17 protein-coding genes are annotated in these 16,796 nt (G+C 32.3%); 1 reads left to right on the top strand and 16 read right to left on the bottom strand.

The window, feature by feature from the left end; genetic code table 11:
• Position 1: 1 nt before the first annotated feature.
• The 16 genes from N4A57_RS06590 to N4A57_RS06515 form a co-directional block, all read right to left on the bottom strand.
• On the bottom strand, positions 2–961 hold the full coding sequence (locus tag N4A57_RS06590; protein ID WP_293657003.1) for a thiamine pyrophosphate-dependent dehydrogenase E1 component subunit alpha: 960 nt from the start codon (positions 959–961) through the stop codon (positions 2–4).
• A gap of 146 nt (positions 962–1,107) precedes the next feature.
• Positions 1,108–1,389, bottom strand: a complete 282-nt coding sequence (locus tag N4A57_RS06585) for a PTS sugar transporter subunit IIB (protein WP_293657002.1) — start codon at positions 1,387–1,389, stop codon at positions 1,108–1,110.
• 31 nt (positions 1,390–1,420) lie between these two features.
• On the bottom strand, positions 1,421–1,987 hold the full coding sequence (locus N4A57_RS06580) for a GNAT family N-acetyltransferase (RefSeq protein ID WP_293657001.1): 567 nt from the start codon (positions 1,985–1,987) through the stop codon (positions 1,421–1,423).
• 29 nt (positions 1,988–2,016) lie between these two features.
• Positions 2,017–3,429, bottom strand: a complete 1,413-nt coding sequence (locus N4A57_RS06575) for a WG repeat-containing protein (protein WP_293656999.1) — start codon at positions 3,427–3,429, stop codon at positions 2,017–2,019.
• Between the two features lie 26 nt (positions 3,430–3,455).
• Entirely contained in the window at positions 3,456–3,971 is a 516-nt protein-coding gene (locus N4A57_RS06570; RefSeq protein ID WP_293656997.1) for a hypothetical protein, read from the bottom strand.
• Between the two features lie 422 nt (positions 3,972–4,393).
• Complete coding sequence (locus tag N4A57_RS06565; protein ID WP_293656996.1) at positions 4,394–4,867, bottom strand: hypothetical protein; 474 nt, start codon at positions 4,865–4,867, stop codon at positions 4,394–4,396.
• Positions 4,868–4,891: 24 nt separating this feature from the next.
• A complete protein-coding gene (locus tag N4A57_RS06560) occupies positions 4,892–6,259 on the bottom strand; it encodes a PTS galactitol transporter subunit IIC (RefSeq protein ID WP_293656994.1) in 1,368 nt (455 codons plus the stop codon).
• Between the two features lie 24 nt (positions 6,260–6,283).
• Entirely contained in the window at positions 6,284–6,574 is a 291-nt protein-coding gene (locus tag N4A57_RS06555) for a PTS sugar transporter subunit IIB (RefSeq protein ID WP_293656992.1), read from the bottom strand.
• 14 nt (positions 6,575–6,588) lie between these two features.
• Positions 6,589–7,047 (bottom strand): PTS sugar transporter subunit IIA, encoded by a 459-nt coding sequence (locus tag N4A57_RS06550; protein ID WP_293656990.1) that lies wholly within the window; start codon positions 7,045–7,047, stop codon positions 6,589–6,591.
• A 24-nt stretch (positions 7,048–7,071) separates the two neighbouring features.
• Entirely contained in the window at positions 7,072–7,269 is a 198-nt protein-coding gene (locus N4A57_RS06545) for a cold-shock protein (RefSeq protein WP_293656989.1), read from the bottom strand.
• A 23-nt stretch (positions 7,270–7,292) separates the two neighbouring features.
• Positions 7,293–8,807 (bottom strand): FGGY-family carbohydrate kinase, encoded by a 1,515-nt coding sequence (locus N4A57_RS06540; protein ID WP_293656988.1) that lies wholly within the window; start codon positions 8,805–8,807, stop codon positions 7,293–7,295.
• Between the two features lie 18 nt (positions 8,808–8,825).
• Entirely contained in the window at positions 8,826–9,998 is a 1,173-nt protein-coding gene (locus tag N4A57_RS06535) for an iron-containing alcohol dehydrogenase (RefSeq protein WP_293656987.1), read from the bottom strand.
• Positions 9,999–10,072: 74 nt separating this feature from the next.
• Complete coding sequence (locus tag N4A57_RS06530; protein WP_293656985.1) at positions 10,073–12,946, bottom strand: sigma 54-interacting transcriptional regulator; 2,874 nt, start codon at positions 12,944–12,946, stop codon at positions 10,073–10,075.
• Between the two features lie 362 nt (positions 12,947–13,308).
• Positions 13,309–14,004, bottom strand: a complete 696-nt coding sequence (gene ispD / locus N4A57_RS06525) for a 2-C-methyl-D-erythritol 4-phosphate cytidylyltransferase (RefSeq protein WP_293656983.1) — start codon at positions 14,002–14,004, stop codon at positions 13,309–13,311.
• A 128-nt stretch (positions 14,005–14,132) separates the two neighbouring features.
• The gene (locus N4A57_RS06520; RefSeq protein WP_293656981.1) at positions 14,133–15,254 is read right to left on the bottom strand and encodes a PIN/TRAM domain-containing protein; all 1,122 of its coding nucleotides are present in this window, start codon (positions 15,252–15,254) and stop codon (positions 14,133–14,135) included.
• 114 nt (positions 15,255–15,368) lie between these two features.
• Positions 15,369–15,845 (bottom strand): CarD family transcriptional regulator, encoded by a 477-nt coding sequence (locus N4A57_RS06515; protein WP_293656979.1) that lies wholly within the window; start codon positions 15,843–15,845, stop codon positions 15,369–15,371.
• A 304-nt stretch (positions 15,846–16,149) separates the two neighbouring features.
• Between N4A57_RS06515 and N4A57_RS06510 the strand changes: the two genes are divergently transcribed.
• Positions 16,150–16,545, top strand: a complete 396-nt coding sequence (locus N4A57_RS06510) for a DUF1573 domain-containing protein (RefSeq protein ID WP_293656977.1) — start codon at positions 16,150–16,152, stop codon at positions 16,543–16,545.
• Positions 16,546–16,796: the final 251 nt, after the last annotated feature.

Raw genomic sequence — 16,796 nt, 5'->3', positions numbered from 1 at the left:
CCTAAATATATACATCTTCAAGTAATGTACTAAGTGGTGGATTTTCACAACTATTTGCATATTCTACAGCTTCTTCTATATGAGCCTTTGCATCCTTTTCTATTTTCTCTAATTCATCTATTGTGGCAATATTTTTTTCTATTAAATAATTTTTCATGAATTTTATTGGACACTTTTCCTTCCAACCTTCTAATTCTTCCTTAGTTCTATATACACAAGCATCTGATTTTGAATGGCCTAACCATCTATAGGTTTTAGCCTCTATTAAAACTGGTCCATTACCATTTCTCACATACTCACTTACTTCTTTTATCTTTTCATATACTTCAATTGGATTGTTCCCATCGATTACATATCCAGGTATTCCATAGGCAGATGCCCTATCTGCCACATTTTCTATATTCATATGTCTGCTAGTATGAGTAGACATACCATATAAATTATTTTCACATAAATATATGACAGGTAATTTCCAAAGGGATGCCATATTTAATGATTCATGAAAATTCCCCTCATTAGACGCACCATCACCAAAGAAACAAAGTACTATTTTATTAGTCTTTTTATATTGCTGAGTTAAAGCCGCCCCTGCTGCTAAACTAAACTGACCACCTACTATACCATTAGCCCCAAGGTTTCCATTTTCTATGTCTGCTATATGCATAGACCCGCCCTTTCCTTTGCAATATCCCTCATACTTTCCTAGAAGTTCAGCCATCATTTTCTTTATATTTATTCCATTACCTATTATTTGACTATGACCCCTATGGGTTAAATACACTAGATCATCCCTATTTATGGCCATACAAGCAGCAACTCCACACCCCTCTTGACCGATAGATAGGTGAGTAGTTCCATGGACCATACCTCTTGCGAAAAACCAACTAACCTTTTGCTCAAAACTTCTTGCTTGGTTCATTCTTTTATACATCTCTATTAATATATCTCTACCTATTTCCACTAAGTTCTCCTCCCCACACTAATAGGATTATAGTATATAATTTAGCAATTTTTATGCCATGTAAATTTTGTAATTATTAGTCTTTTCAATGGGTTCATAACAAAACAAAACCTACCACTTTTATTTATGGTAGGTTTTGTGATATGTTAATTTTTAATTATATTTATTATTTTTTCTATGGCTTCTTTTTTCCCCTTTTCTAATAAGAAGGGGATACCACTTACTATGGGAATATTTAATTCTAGGTTTACATTGGTCATGGCTACTATCAAATCATACTTGTAGTATTTTTCTTTTAGCTCTGCTATGTTGCACTGCTTTATTATTACGTTTCTCATATTTCTATTTTTTAGTTCTTCTTCTATCTTTTTCAGTGCCATAGTAGATGTGGCCACCCCAAATCCACAAACGACCAATATGTTTTTCATTAGACTTCCTCCTTAGTTTTTAATTATATATTTAAAACTTATTTTTTATCCATTCATCTTTTAATAACCGATAAGCCACTCTATCCTTTGTTTTTCCATAATGCCAAGTTTTCATTTTAAAATCTGCTTCCTTTATCATTCCACACTTTTGCATTACTCGCTCTGATCCAATATTGTCTTTAATGCATCCTGTATATATTCGAAATACATTATTTTCTTCAAAATCAAATCTCATTACTTCTTTTACCGCCTCTGTCATATATCCTTTGTTCCAATGTTTTTTATATGTAAAATATCCAAGTTCAATGAATTTTCCAACTGGTGAAAATTCTTCTACTGTATATCCGATTTCCCCAATATGTTCTTTAGTAACTTTATATTCTATTCTAAAAAAATATTTTTCTCTTTTTTCTAAAGGTATTTGTTCTATTGCTTCAGTTAAATTCTTTTTAGCATCTTCTAAAGAATTGGTTTTGATATCTTGAAGATAATACATAGCTGTATCATCAGATAATAGCAAATGATGTGTTTTTAAATCTGCAATCTTGTGATCTCTTATGATCAGCCTATCTGTTTCTAAATAAATAACCTTATACATTGGACTTCCCCCTTTATTTTAAAGTTATTTTATAATCTTTTTTTCCCTTTTGTATCTATATATGCCCATTTCCCCTTCTTTTTTACAGGAGCAAGATTTTCCCTAAATCCTTTTGCATCTTCATATTTAGGTTTTATTATAAACTTACCCTCTCTGTTTATATATCCCCACTTGTTATTGATTTTTACGTTAGCTAGATTTTCTGAAAAATATCCAAATTGTTCAAATTTTGGTTTCACAATTATTTCTCCATTTTCTTTTATTAATCCATATTTATTATTTAATTTTACTACATATATTCCATCATCAAAATCTATCTCATCATATATGGGCTCTATTATTATTCTTTCACTTTTATCAATTATTCCCCATTTATTATCTATCATTATTTCCGCTGTTCCCTTGTGAAAATATCCTAGTTCATCATACTTAGGCCCTATAACTAAATCTCCCCTCTCACTTATATATCCGTATTTGCAATTTATCCTTACTTTTGCTAATCCATTATAGAAATAGCCTATTTCATCATACTTAAGCTCGATGATTATTTTTCCTCTTTTATCTATGTATCCCCACTTATAGTTTTTAGAACGTACTTTAGCAATACCATCTTTAAAATCTCTAGCTCTATAAAATTGTGGCTCTATTACCATATTCCCTTTTCTGTCTATATATCCATATTTGCCCCCTGATATTACATATGCAAGGTTTTCTTCAAAATCAAAAGGACCATCATACATAGGTTTTATAATCATATTTCCATATTTATCAATGGAGCCCCATTTGTTATTAATTTTCACAGAAGATAAACCTTCATGAAATCCCATTACTTCATCGTATATGGGCTCTATTAAAATTTTTCCCCTTTTATCAATAAATCCCCATTTATCATTAATTCTAACAGCAACTCTGTCATTATTAAAACTATATATGTCTCCATATTTACATCCACTAATTACTTTGCCATTTTTATCAATAAGTCCCCATTTATTCTTTATCTTTACTCCTATAAAATCTCCTGTTGTATGTAAATCTGCTTTATCATATATCAAAGGGACAACTTCTTTACCTTTTCTGTCTATGTATCCAAACTTAATTCCTACTCTCACTCTATATAACTCAGAATCATACACCTCCACAATTTCATCATATATAGGTTTTACTATTATATTTCCTGACCAATCTATAAGGCCATATTTTCTATTTGACTTTATCCTTAAAAATTCACCTATATAAGAATCTATTTCATCATACCTTGGTTTTAAAATTACATTTCCTTTTGAATCTATCATTCCATATTTGCCATCTATTTTAACTATAGCTTTACCACGCATAAAATTATCTGCATCTTCATATATGTATTGTTCTTCCTTAACTATTATTATAGATACTATAAATAAGATAATTACAATAAACATTACTAATTTTTTATATTTCTTCATATCTCCTTCACCTCCATAAACTTATTTCAATGCATAAGTTTATAAATTTCTCTTGTTTTTTTATTATAAAACTCAAGTATATCCTTAAATGTATTAATATGATCTTGTGATAATTCTACCTGACCCTTTTCTTTAGCTTCTTTAGAAAGTTTACTATAAAAATCTTGTATAGTATCTTGATCCAAATCTTCATTATAATTAAAATCATCCCATATGAGCTGGAACCTATTTTCTGTTTTTCCACCTATTAACCTACATTTCCTTTTTAGCTCAAAGAGCTTTCTATCATAGTTACGACTATATTCTTTGATGGAATTTATCCCTTGTAAATCTACATAAGCTTTTGTTTTCTTTGATACAATTTCATTTATTTCCTCTGCCATAGAATTAACGTTGTAGTTTATATTCCTCTGTATATATTTCATATCCTCATTAACATATCTATTAAATTTCATTTGGGTATTATGATTATATAAAAGTAAAATAAAGATAATTAATCCTAAAGAAATCACATATAGTCTATTATTAGTTAACTTCCACATGGCATACTCCTTTTAATTTTATTTTAAATTTTTCTTATACTTGAACTTTATAATATTAAAATTCAATACAGAACAAATTATAGATCCAAAGCTTATTAAAAAAGTTTTAGATCCTAACCTTTCAACACACATAAAAAAGGCAATCAAACAACCTGGAAATATAAAAATATTTATTCCTAGCACTATTAAATTAATTAAATTCAATATTTTAATCGTACGTTCATTCTTTAAATACTTGAAAGATAATACTATTACAAAAAATAATACTATAGGTAAAAACAGCACTATCCAAAAAAGATTCGTAAATATAAAGGCTTTCATACTCTTATCCTCCTAAACCTACTAATATCTATAATTATACTACATATGTATGATTTTGGAAGTTATGCATAACAATAAAGGAAGCCCGTAGGCTTCCTCATTTATTTTCTCCTAGTAGACCTTTTATTAAAATTCTTAAGTAATTTATGTCTACTAGCTTCTTCCATCTTTAAATCCTTAATTAATTCTTCACTATCATCCATATAATCTAAACTAACCCAATATCTTCCCTTAGAAAAACTGGCATTATTCATCCTTACATAGACCTTTTTACTAAATGGAAACTCCCTTATATTAATATTCTTAACATCCTTCCATCTATACATATGCCTTCTTCCAAAGGAATAAAACTCAATAGATTTACTAGAATTTACTATTTTCTTAGGATGGGATAATCCAATCAAATGGTCTGTACTTATTAAGAAACATATGATAAATACACTCATATATAAGCCACTCTTTGATACAAAATAATATCTATATAAGGAAATTATACTAAATAAAATGGCTAAACCTACGGGAATAACTATTTTAAATAGATACTTTCTTTCATTATAATCATATATTCTCTCCACACTCATCCCTCCTAATCATTTTAATTATGCTATTTCATTAGATGCTTCTTTTAATATTCTCTTTCTATTTATGAAAGCCATAACTCCAGTAACTATAGAAAGTAATCCTGCTCCTGCTACTTTAAATTCCATAGTCTTTACAAATAACCAGCTGGCTGGACATGCTCCATCGGCAATACTAGATATTAATGTGGCATTTTGTGGAATATCAAAGTTTGCATCTATAGCTGCCTCTGTAAGAAGTGGTGCCAAATCTGTAGATATCCAAAGACCTAATACTACAATTACAACACCTACTATTAAAGTTCTTATTAAATCTCCACGAGTCACTGGAACTATAAGAACAAATACGAAGGGGAATACGGCTAAATCAGCAAATGGTAAGAATTGATTTCCTGGTAATATGACAGCTATGGCAATAGCTAATGGTACTAATATTAATGATGCAGCTAAAGTAGTTGGGTGACCTACTCCAACGGCTGAATCTAGGCCTATATACATCTTTATATTAGATTTAAAATGTTTATCTATAAACTCAGCTGCTGCATCGGATATGGGAATTAGACCTTCCATTAAAAGACCTGACATCTTAGGAATTAAAACTAGGGCACCACCCATAGTTATACCTAAAGTTAAAAATCCTTTAATATTGTATCCTGCAAGGATACCTATGATAGAACCCAGTACAGTACCTACTAATATGGGCTCTCCAAATACACCAAACTTCTTTTGAATAGCAACAGGATCTAAATTTATCTTATTAAGGCCTGGAACATAATCTAATACCTTGTTTACTACTATGGCAATAGGAACAAAAGATGCAGTAAATCCATGGGGGATGGATACTCCTGGAAGTCCGCAATATTCTTCTACTCCCTTAGCAGTCCAGTCGGCTAATACTAATGTTATAGCTGCTTGAAGTGCTGCTGCAAGTGCTCCAAAGGCAAAGCTATCTGTGGCAAAACTCACTACTGCCCCTGTAAATGCATAGTGCCAGAAATTCCAAACATCTATATTTACAGTTTGAGTAGTCTTTGTAACTATCATTAGGATATTTACGGCAAGACATAGGGGTATTACTATGGCTCCTATTTTAGAAGCAAAGGCTATGGCCGCCGCTGCAGGCCATCCTACGTCTATAACTGTTAGGCTAAGTCCATAATTTGTAACCATTTGTTGTACTGCTGGACCTAAATTTCCTCCTAATAATCCAATAACTAAATTAAGTCCTATAAATGCAACTCCAACAGTCAAGCCAGCTCTTAAAGCTTTACCAAATTTCGCCCCAAGTATTACTCCAAATATGGTCAATACTATAGGCATCATAACTGTAGGTCCTAAATCCACAAGAGGTTGAATTATTGATGTTAATCCCTTCATCAAAGCTTCCATAAAAGTCCCTCCTTAAATATTATTTTATAAACCTAATGTATCCATAATCTGTTTAAATACAGGCTCAGTTCCCCTACCTATTAAAAACGCCACTCCCATAATTACAGGAACAGGTAATTCTTTACTATTGTGAGCCGTAGTTACTACTAGATCATACTTGTGTGCCTTAGCATGGAGTTCTGCAACTGCACAAGTTCCAAATTCCACCTTGTCTCCATAACCCTTATCTTCAAATAGATTTTTAATCTTATTTGCCACTGCCACAGAAGTGGCTATCCCTGTTCCACAAGCTACTAATATTCTCTTTTTAGCCATAGATAAACCTCCCTTTAAATTCTGTCTTCTAATAGATTCATTAATTCTTTAATTGTTTTACATTCTTTTATTTGAACTAATAAATCCTTATCTTGTATTAATCCCATTAAATTTTGTAACATTTCTATTTGGGTATGATGCTCATTTAAAGCTAGCATGAACATAATCTCCACAGATATGGTCTCATGATGATTTCCCATCATTCTGAATTTCACAGGATTTTCAAGTATACCAACCCCTATTATTGGTTTATTTACATGCTCTATATCAGCATGGGGTATGGCCACTCCTACACCTTCTGATGGAAGACCCGTTGCAAATTTTTCCTCCCTCTTTTTTATTGCTTCCATATAGCTTTCCTTTACATAACCTTCTTTGTATAGCTTCTTTCCTAGTATGTCTAATGCATGAAAGCAATCATTCCCTTTAATATTAATTAACATGACTTTCTCATCTAAATATTTATTACTCATATGACTCACCTCTATAATCTTAGGTTATATAATTTCCACATCTACTGCACCTAGTCCCTTATGGCTTTCTTTTACTGTAAACTCAACCCTTTGACCTTCTGATAATTTTCTCATGCCTGTTCCTTTAATTCCTGCCATTTTTACTTTGTACTCCTTTGAATCCTCTCCTATAATAATGCCTTCTCCCTTTACTAAACTATAAAGTTTAACTGTTCCTTTCATAAGCTTGTAACCCCCTTAATTTTTTAAAATGATTTATTTTTACTCATGGATTCATATATGTTTTTAAATTTTTCATAAACCTCATCATATTTTTTCACATTCTCTTTTATGGGTTTAACTACACTTTCATAATTGACCATAGACTCTACCCCTTGGGCCGTATCCTTAAATATGCCCACACCAACTCCAGCCAATATACATGCTCCTATTATGGTAGAATCAGATACTTTAAGTTTTTTCACCTCCACATTAAACATATCTGCTATCATCTGTCTCCAAGCCTTTGACTTAGTTGCCCCTCCTATGATGCTAAGCTTTCTTATCTTAATACCGTTTCTCTTCAAATTTTCATACATATCCTTACTCTCTAGGGTTATGCCTTCCATAACTGCCCTTATCATATGACTCTTTGTAGTAGAGAAGGTTATTCCCGTAAATAAACCTTTAGCATCCATATTCCAATGGGGATACCCTGCCCCTACTAAATATGGCATGAATATTACTCCATTTGCACCTACGGGACTTTTTTTTACATATAATTCCATAAGATCGTATGGATCCATATGTACCTCTTCTCCAAAGGCTATTTCATTCTTACAAAATACATCTCTCATCCACCTATAACTACTTGCAGCACCTAGTTGGATTCCTTCTAACTCATATAGATTAGGAGCTAATGCCCTACCTACCATAAGTCCCATATCCTTTAATAAGAGAGGTTTTTTTGAGCCTACTACTAAAACTCCCGAAGTTCCTAAAGACATGCTAGCATGACCCTCTTCTAATACTCCTGCACCTAAAGCCCCACATTGATTATCCCCAGACCCACTGCATATTATGGTTCCTTCCTTTAATCCGCATAAAAGGGATGCCCCTTTACTAACCTTTCCTACTGCCACTCCTGGCTCTATTAGTCTAGGAAATTTATCCTTATCTATACTAAACCTATCCAAAATTTCATCTGACCATCTGTCATTTTTAATGTCTACTAAACTACTACAACCTGCATTTGATACTTCACATAAGAATTCTTCCACACCAAATTTATATAAAATATAGTCTGGCACCATGACTATTTTCTTAGCCTTGTCATATACTTCCCTATCATTTCTCATTACCCAAACTATCTTTTCTAAAGAAAAGGTAGGAGTTATGGGCTGACCTTGTATACAATACATTTCATAAGGGTCCATTTTAGATTTTATATATTCCATCTCAGTTGCAGCCCTATTATCCTGCCATACGTAAAGCCTATCTTCTATAACCTCATTCTTCTCGTCTACAAGAGCAAAGGTGGCCCTTTGAGCAGAAAAACCAACAGCTTCAATATTATCTACACTAGATTTTTCTAAAGTATCCCTACAGGCTTGAAAGGTATTTCTTATGATCTCACCGGCACTTTGTTCCACCCATCCAGGATTTGGATAAGAGCAATTATATTCCCTATATGAAGAACTAATGATCTCTCCTTTAGTATTAACAACCATAGCCTTAACCCCTGTAGTTCCCACATCAATACCCATTAAATATTTATTCACCCTATCACCCCACTTTATCTATAAGGAACTCTTATAAATACTTATGGCATCTTCCACATCTAACTCCTTTAAACTAACGGCCATACATCCACCCATGGTTTTAAAGGCATCCTTTGCTAAAGTCTCTATCATATCCTCTTTCACACCTAAATCAGATATGGTTACATGGGCTCCAAATCTATCTAATACCCTTTGTAATGCTTCTCCAGATTTAGCTGCACACTCTTTTTTACTAAGGCCTTCACAGTCATATCCTAAAATCTTAGTAATATTACTATAACGGTCTATATCTCCATCATAAGTTTTATCTAAAAAGGCTTTTCCAAGGGCTGCCATAGTCATTCCATGGGGTGAATTAGTGTGTCCTCCTATAGGATGACCCATACCGTGGATTCCCACAGTACTAGCTTGAACAATGGCCATACCTGCCAATGTATTTGCCCATGCAACCTTACTTCTTTTCTCCAGATTAGAACCATCCTCTAGGACATCTCCTAGGTTTTCTAGAACTAATTTAATAGCCTCTAGGGCATACATATCTGTAAGAGGTGTGGCAACTGTACATATATAAGCTTCTAGGGCATGGAATAAAACATCTACTCCCGTAGATAAGGTAATGTGCTTAGGTACACTAACCATAAGTTCTGGATCTATTATAGATAAAACTGGGAATAAACATTGGTGACCAATTCCAGGCTTTTCTTTAGTTTTCTTATTGGTTATAACAGAAAACATAGTCACCTCTGACCCTGTTCCTGCTGTAGTAGTAATTGCTACTATAGGAAGGGCCCCTAGCACATTTGCCATATCTTCATATTTTCCCCCTGGTAGATAATCTTCTATGACTCCATCATTAATAGCAAGTAAACTTATGGCTTTAGCTGCGTCCATAGGACTTCCTCCACCTAGACCTATTAAAAAATCACATCCTTCTTTCCTTACTAATTTGCTCATGTGATTAATATAATCACTAGTAGGATTTGGCTCTACACCTTCATTTACTATTATCTCTACTCCTGATTCTTTCCCTAATTTAATAACCCTGTCTAAAACTCCAGTTTTTCTCATACTACTTTTACCTGTAACTAATAATCCCTTTTTACCCATATTCCCAAGATAATCTTTAAGTTCATTTAATTTTCCTTCTCCAAATAAAACCTTAGTAGGTACAGAAAAATCAAAATTTTTCATATAAATTCCCCCTCTTAATTTTTATATCTTTTCCTGAATCAGGCCCACATAAAGCTATTATTCCCATGACAAATCTATAATCTAACCTCTAGGAATTTAACCATCTCCTCTTTATTACCTTTTAAAATAATTTTTATATTGTCCTCATCTTCACATAGTCTTTGGAGATTTATGATTCCATTCATATTTTCAGCCTTTAAGCATAATAAAAATACTATTTTTACTGAGTCATCTCCCCACTTAATGGGATTACTTAGTGAAGCAACACATATGACAGGTTTTTTCACATACTTAGGGTCTCCATGGGGTATGGCTATAAAATTGGTAAAGTAGGTAGTACCTATATTCTCCCTGTCCCATATGGTTTTTACATAATGATCTTTAACATAATCATTTTTTTTCAATTCTCTACCTAATATATCTATGAGTTCTTCCTTAGATTTTACATTTAAATTATTAAATACTAATTTTTCATCTATTAGGCTTTGATAATTGGTTTCTTTATTTTCTTGTATGAGAATTTCTAAACGTTTTAATCCCTTTTTATTAATGATCTCTTCTAAAGATATATACTCCATATGATCTATATTAGGATTTATTGTTCCTACTACACCAATTAGATCATATTTTTTTCTTATTTCATCTATGGCACCATCCATGTTTGGTTCCATGGCTCCCATGGTAATTATTTTTAAATTATATTTATATGTTATGTTAGTTAATAGTTCCTTTATCTTAAGGGCTGCTCCCTCTCCCGTTATGCACATGGCCAATAGGGCCTTCTCCTTTCCATTGCCTAAATGGTGTTCTTTAGTTAAACGGCATAGGTATTTAGGAGCTTCTTCTAAGGAATCTGCTATTTCATCTAGATTAGATTCTGGTAGTATGGCCTTTCTTATGGCCTCCATTAACATGACCGTATCCACCCTAGATATGGATCTAGTTTTAATATTAGTCTTTTTAGTAATTATTTCTCCAAATGTAACTAGAGAACCCATATCAACTAAAATTAGCACGCCCTTACCTTCATCCATTTTCTTAACCATTTCAGTAGTTCTAACTAATGCCCTTTCTGGCGATTCCTCTAGTGACATATTTACAGCCTTTGCAAAATTTACACCTAACAATCTATTGGCCACATCTATCATGGCATAGGATGCATCTCCATGGGTAGCCACTAATACTCCCACTCTTCCCTTACATATATTCTCATCCTTTTTAGTTATAGTGCCTAAATACATGGCTATAAACCCTATTTCATCTTCTGATAAATTGATGGCCAAATCTCTGTTGATCACTTGTACCATCATTTTAGCTACCATATATTCTTTTAAATACTTATTCTTTATATTTTTTAACCGTGGATTTTTAGTTTCTTTTCCCTCTCTTATTCTCTCTATAGTAGAATTTAGATGAATGGCTAAAACATAGTACAAATAATCCGTATTGATCATCAAGTTCTTTTTTGCAATCTTTAGTATTTTCTCCACCACATCTATAATTTCTATTCCCACAATACTAATAAGGTCTTTCTTTTCTATAGGTTTTACATGGGAATGGAATCTATTGAATAATTTATTCACTTCCTTTTCCATCTCGTTACCTATTATGTAATTAATCACATCTTGATCTTTAAATTTATTTTTTAATTCTTCATATCGCTTCTCTATATATCCATAGATTTCACTAGGCATTATATAGTTATCCTCATAGGATTTGAGCTCTCTCTTTTCTTGTGACGGATAGGCTATGAAGTCTTCAATGCCCATGATTTTTTCCATATCATTTCTATAATTTTTATTTTTAAGGAGGCCTTTTTTTGTGTATAGTGGTATATCATCAACAGTTATTTGGAGAATCTTCAAATTATTTGTGACAAAATTTAAGAACCCTTTTGCACAACTTACCTGTATATCACTTCTTAATTGACCCACATTTCCAACACAATCGTATAATAGAAATGCCCTAAGGACGTTGTTATTTATTCTTATAGTATTATTTATTCTGTCTGCCTCTTTTCTAAAAAAGGTCTTTATTATGTGAAATCTTTCATTCATAGGTCTCTTGTTTAAAGGGGGTAGTTCTATGACCATAGGTATTCTTCTCCTAAAGGTAGATAATAAAATTGAATCTGCATTTTCTGTAGTGGCTGCTATTATGGTTATTTGGGCACTCCTCATATAGTTGCTCTCACCTAATCTTCTAAATTTTCCCCTGTCTATTAAATGAAATAATAATTCCTGCCCCTCTGGAGGTAATCTATGGACCTCATCTAAAAATAGTATGCTCCCATCTGCCCTTTCAACAAGACCTTCCTTATCTGATAATGCTCCTGTGAAAGCTCCCTTTGCATATCCAAATAGTTGAGACATTAATAATTGGGGATTATCTGCATAATCGGCACAATTAAATATAACCATCTGGTCACCCTTTTGGATCATTTTAGATTTCTTTGCAAATCTAAACATACCATCTGCCAATTCACTTTTTCCAACCCCTGTAGGGCCTAATATAAGAGTGTGAAGACCACGGGGAGGGTATAACATGGCAGCCTTAGCCTGTTGTATATAGGGCTTTAGACTTCCCCTATAACCTATTAGAGATTGAAATTCATCTACTTGCCTCTCCATCCTCTTAGGTTTAACTTTACCATGATTTTTCACTTCTTTTTTTATCTCCCTTATGGAATGTCTTGAAACTTGAAAACCAATATTTCTAAGTCTATCCGTTAAATCTCTCTCAGATATGTTAGGATTTTTATGTAGTATATTTTCCATACTTTTTATGATATAGGGTTTCTTCCTTTGCCTAGAGTCTAATATATTAAGTTCTTTTCTTATTTTAGTAACCTTTTCCCGATTGGTATTTAAAGCCTTTGCCAATTTAGAATCAGTAAGGGGATCAAACTTATTTTCATTTTCTATTAGACTTTTCAGTTTCTCTTTCATAAAATACCTCCTACATAAATTATTAGCAATGATTATGCCAAGATGGAATTAGATAAATCCCAGTATCTATGCCCTTTTAAGTGGTATGAATTGTATCTTACATTTTATTCCATTAATTCTAATTTAGTACATTTTCTACCAAATTCTTGTGAAACCCTTTATGTATAAAAAAACTCCTAAGGATATCCTTAGGAGTTTCGTATTTAGGCATATTCAAAAAATAAATTAGTCATTTCACTGGTTATTTAAATTATTTTCTTCGTTATGGAATCGCTTACATATGTTCAATATGCTCACTCACCATGCCTCGAAAATAATCCAAATTCTTCAGGAAATTGACTAGTTTATTTCTTTCATATGCCTTATCTTCTTTTTCTCTTATGTCCAAGTATTGCTTCTGCCGTTATTAAATCATCAGGAGTAGTTATCTTTATATTTTCATAATCTCCTTCTACCATTTTAACATGTTCACCCATATGTTCCACTAGCATGGCATCGTCTGTACCTAGTACCTCTTGTTCTATGGCAAATTCATGGGCCCTTTTAATAACATCTATCCTAAAGGCCTGTGGCGTTTGAGTTACCCATACATCTTCTCTCTTTGGGGTGTATTTTACAAACTTATCCTTTCCCATAATTTTTATGGTTTCTTTTATGGGAACTCCTGCCGATGCGGCTCCATGTTTTTTAGCAGAATCAACACACTTTTTTATTATCTTCCTAGTAATAAGGGGTCTTGCTCCATCATGTATTAGTACTATATCTGTCTTTTCATTCACTGCCTTTATACCGTTTAGTACAGAATCCTGTCTTTCTTTCCCACCACTTATTATTTTTTTTACTTTCTTGAATTTATATTTATCTAATATTTTATTTTTACAAAGTTCATGTTCAAATTCACCAATGACAAGGATTATTTCATCTATTAGAGAACTTTCTTCAAAAACACTTATGGTATGGGCTAAAATAGGCTTTTCCTTTAATATCAAGTATTGTTTATTAAGTTGAGCCTTCATCCTGCTCCCTTTTCCTGCCGCTAAAATAATTGCTGTATTCATATTCTTGCTCCTTTAAAAAATTATACTCTATAGGTTAAAATAACATTTTTAATATATATTTTCAAGTCCATATAATTTCCTATAACGTGAAAAAACCTGGCAACATGCCAGGTTTTTAGTATTATATATTATGCCGTTTTATCTACAATCCCTTTAGGTTTAGCAAAGATCATTCTACCTGCCGCTGTCTGTAGTACACTAGTTACTAGTACACCCATAGTTTGACCAATGTGTTTTCTTCCACCTTCCACAACTATCATAGTACCATCATCTAAATAAGCTACCCCTTGACCAGATTCCTTACCTTCTTTAATCACATGGACTACCATTTCTTCACCTGGCAAGACTACTGGTTTTACAGCATTTGCCAATTCGTTTATATTAAGTACAGGTACTCCTTGTAATTCTGCAACCTTATTTAGGTTATAATCGTTAGTAACTACTTTTCCAGACATGAATTGAGCTAATCTAAGTAGCTTAATGTCTACCTCAGAAACCTCTTCAAAATCCTTATCCGTTATAATTACTTCAGCCTTTGTTTCCTTTTGAATTTTATTCAATATATCAAGACCTCTTCTACCCCTTGTCCTTTTTAAACTATCCGATGAGTCTGCTATATGTCTTAATTCCTCTAAAACAAATTCTGGTATGACTAAGGGCCCTTCTATAAAGCCCGTTTGGGTAATATCTGCTATTCTTCCATCTATAATAACACTTGTATCTAATACTTTAGGCAAAGCTCCTTCCACTTTTTTAGCTTGAGCTTTTTCTTTTACATTTGGAATTTTCTTTATGACAGATGCTATATTGCTAAGTTCATCTTTCTTTTTTGTTGCAATACTCACACCTAGATAACCTAATAATATGTAAACCACAAATGATAATGCCATTCCTAGAATAGGTATTGGTATGTTCGTTAAAAAACCTCCAATTAAGTATGCAATAAATAAACCTAATATAAGACCGAATGAACCAATGATAATATCCATAGTTGGTATCTTTTGTAATTCTCTTTCTAACCAATTAGCTATGTTTAAACCCTTTGACATTAACCAAGGTGTTGTGAAATATAATATTATAGCTCCTATTAAAGCTCCCGCCGACCATATGGCCAATTCCGTCATGGGAGTCAAATCAGGTATATTAAAAAGTTGTTGATTTTCCCATACATCAACAAATAGTACAGATAATGCATACCCTGCCGAAGCACCTGCTACTGTTAGGGCACCCCTGATTATTTTATTAAACATTATCCCTTCACCTCCTATCTATTAATTATATCCATATTAATATAATTTTATAATCAAAACAACCACATATTTAAAAATAGGACGCTAATATTAATAAGCGTCCTTAATCAAACTTTATAATATGGCTTTATCTATTAACTCCTCTGCAGTTTTCTCTTCTAAGTCCTTTGCTAATACAAACTCACTTATTAATATTTGCTTTGCATTGGCAAGCATTTTTCTCTCCCCTGTAGATAAGCCCTTTTCCTTATCCCTAAGCATGAGGTTTCTAACCACCATTGCCACTTCGTATATATCACCACTTCGGATTTTATCCATATTTGCTCTATATCTTCTGTTCCAGTTCTTTGGCATTCTTGATATATCATCACTTAAAACAGCTAATACCTGATCTACCTCATCTGTAGATATAACGTCCCTTAAACCCGCGTCTTCCACATTTTTTAAAGGAATCATAACCTTCATATTACCAATGGGCATTCTCATAATATAGTATTTTCTCTTTTTTCCTAAGATTTCTTTTTCTTCTACAGCCTCAATTATACCTGCGCCGTGCATAGGATATACCACTTTGTCGCCTATATTAAACATAGAGCAAAACCTCCCACATTTTACGTTGCCTAAAATTAGTATATAATATTTTGACAATTTAGTCAAGAAAAATATATAATTTTATCATACACAACCTAGTCATGTCAATAGTTTTTTCTTGTATACAATGGGAATTTATAAGGATTTCTTTCATTAGAAGATTTTACCCCCCCCTTAAGTATTAGGTATTTAAAATTAATTTTCATAATTTTCTGTTTGATTTCCAAATACCCTTTATTTTTTCTGAATAGTATTATAAAATAAGGTTAAACATAATATTATTAATTTTATCAGAGGTGAAAATATGAGTGACTATAGATGCTATGAATTTCAAAAGAAAGTAGATGAACTGTTAATAAGGCATAAAAGTATATTAGATTTACTCACGAAATACCAGGAGAGCTGTTCTAAAGTCAATCGAGCTATTATAAAGGCTGTAACAATCTGCGGTTGTGTCACAATTGATGCACAAAAGCAACAAATACCTTCTGATGTTTCCTTTAGTGAACTAAATAATTTCATGGATACTCACATAAAAGGAAATTTATGTGAGGCTTGCAAGGACAAAATAGAAGAGGAAATGGGTAATCACTTATTTTACTTAGTAGGTATCTGTAATGGACTTAATATGGATATGTCAGATATAATAAACAAACAAACTAAACAAATGGAAACTCTAGGAAAATTTAATCTATATTAAAAAGAGACCTTAAAAATAAAATGGTACCTATAGAATGGACACTTTGAAAAAAAGTGTTTAGACTATGGGTACTTTTTTTATACAATATAATATAAGAATAGGAGGCTATCAAATGAGCAAAATTTTATTCACTAAAAAAGATATTAAAAAACTTAATAATAATAAAAATGTTTTAAAAGTTAGCGAACGTGCAATTACATACACTTATGAATTTAAGGTGTTATTTATAGATGAATATATAAAAGGAAAAT

This window comes from Anaeromicrobium sp. (assembly GCF_025210435.1).
In the GTDB taxonomy this organism is placed as follows: Bacteria; Bacillota; Clostridia; order Peptostreptococcales; family Thermotaleaceae; genus Anaeromicrobium.
Note: the sequence above shows the minus strand (reverse complement) of the source record. Positions and strands in the feature narration are given on the sequence as shown.

Excerpts from the sequence above, each read along its gene's own strand:
- N4A57_RS06580 (WP_293657001.1), bottom strand. The coding sequence starts at position 1,987 with ATGTATAAGGTTATTTATTTAGAAACAGATAGGCTGATCATAAGAGAT.
- N4A57_RS06555 (WP_293656992.1), bottom strand. The coding sequence starts at position 6,574 with ATGGCTAAAAAGAGAATATTAGTAGCTTGTGGAACAGGGATAGCCACT.
- N4A57_RS06550 (WP_293656990.1), bottom strand. The coding sequence starts at position 7,047 with ATGAGTAATAAATATTTAGATGAGAAAGTCATGTTAATTAATATTAAA.
- N4A57_RS06575 (WP_293656999.1), bottom strand. The coding sequence starts at position 3,429 with ATGAAGAAATATAAAAAATTAGTAATGTTTATTGTAATTATCTTATTT.
- ispD (WP_293656983.1), bottom strand. The coding sequence starts at position 14,004 with ATGAATACAGCAATTATTTTAGCGGCAGGAAAAGGGAGCAGGATGAAG.
- N4A57_RS06520 (WP_293656981.1), bottom strand. The coding sequence starts at position 15,254 with ATGTTTAATAAAATAATCAGGGGTGCCCTAACAGTAGCAGGTGCTTCG.
- N4A57_RS06510 (WP_293656977.1), top strand. The coding sequence starts at position 16,150 with ATGAGTGACTATAGATGCTATGAATTTCAAAAGAAAGTAGATGAACTG.
- N4A57_RS06535 (WP_293656987.1), bottom strand. The coding sequence starts at position 9,998 with ATGAAAAATTTTGATTTTTCTGTACCTACTAAGGTTTTATTTGGAGAA.
- N4A57_RS06585 (WP_293657002.1), bottom strand. The coding sequence starts at position 1,389 with ATGAAAAACATATTGGTCGTTTGTGGATTTGGGGTGGCCACATCTACT.
- N4A57_RS06530 (WP_293656985.1), bottom strand. The coding sequence starts at position 12,946 with ATGAAAGAGAAACTGAAAAGTCTAATAGAAAATGAAAATAAGTTTGAT.
- N4A57_RS06570 (WP_293656997.1), bottom strand. The coding sequence starts at position 3,971 with ATGTGGAAGTTAACTAATAATAGACTATATGTGATTTCTTTAGGATTA.
- N4A57_RS06545 (WP_293656989.1), bottom strand. The coding sequence starts at position 7,269 with ATGAAAGGAACAGTTAAACTTTATAGTTTAGTAAAGGGAGAAGGCATT.
- N4A57_RS06515 (WP_293656979.1), bottom strand. The coding sequence starts at position 15,845 with ATGTTTAATATAGGCGACAAAGTGGTATATCCTATGCACGGCGCAGGT.
- N4A57_RS06560 (WP_293656994.1), bottom strand. The coding sequence starts at position 6,259 with ATGGAAGCTTTGATGAAGGGATTAACATCAATAATTCAACCTCTTGTG.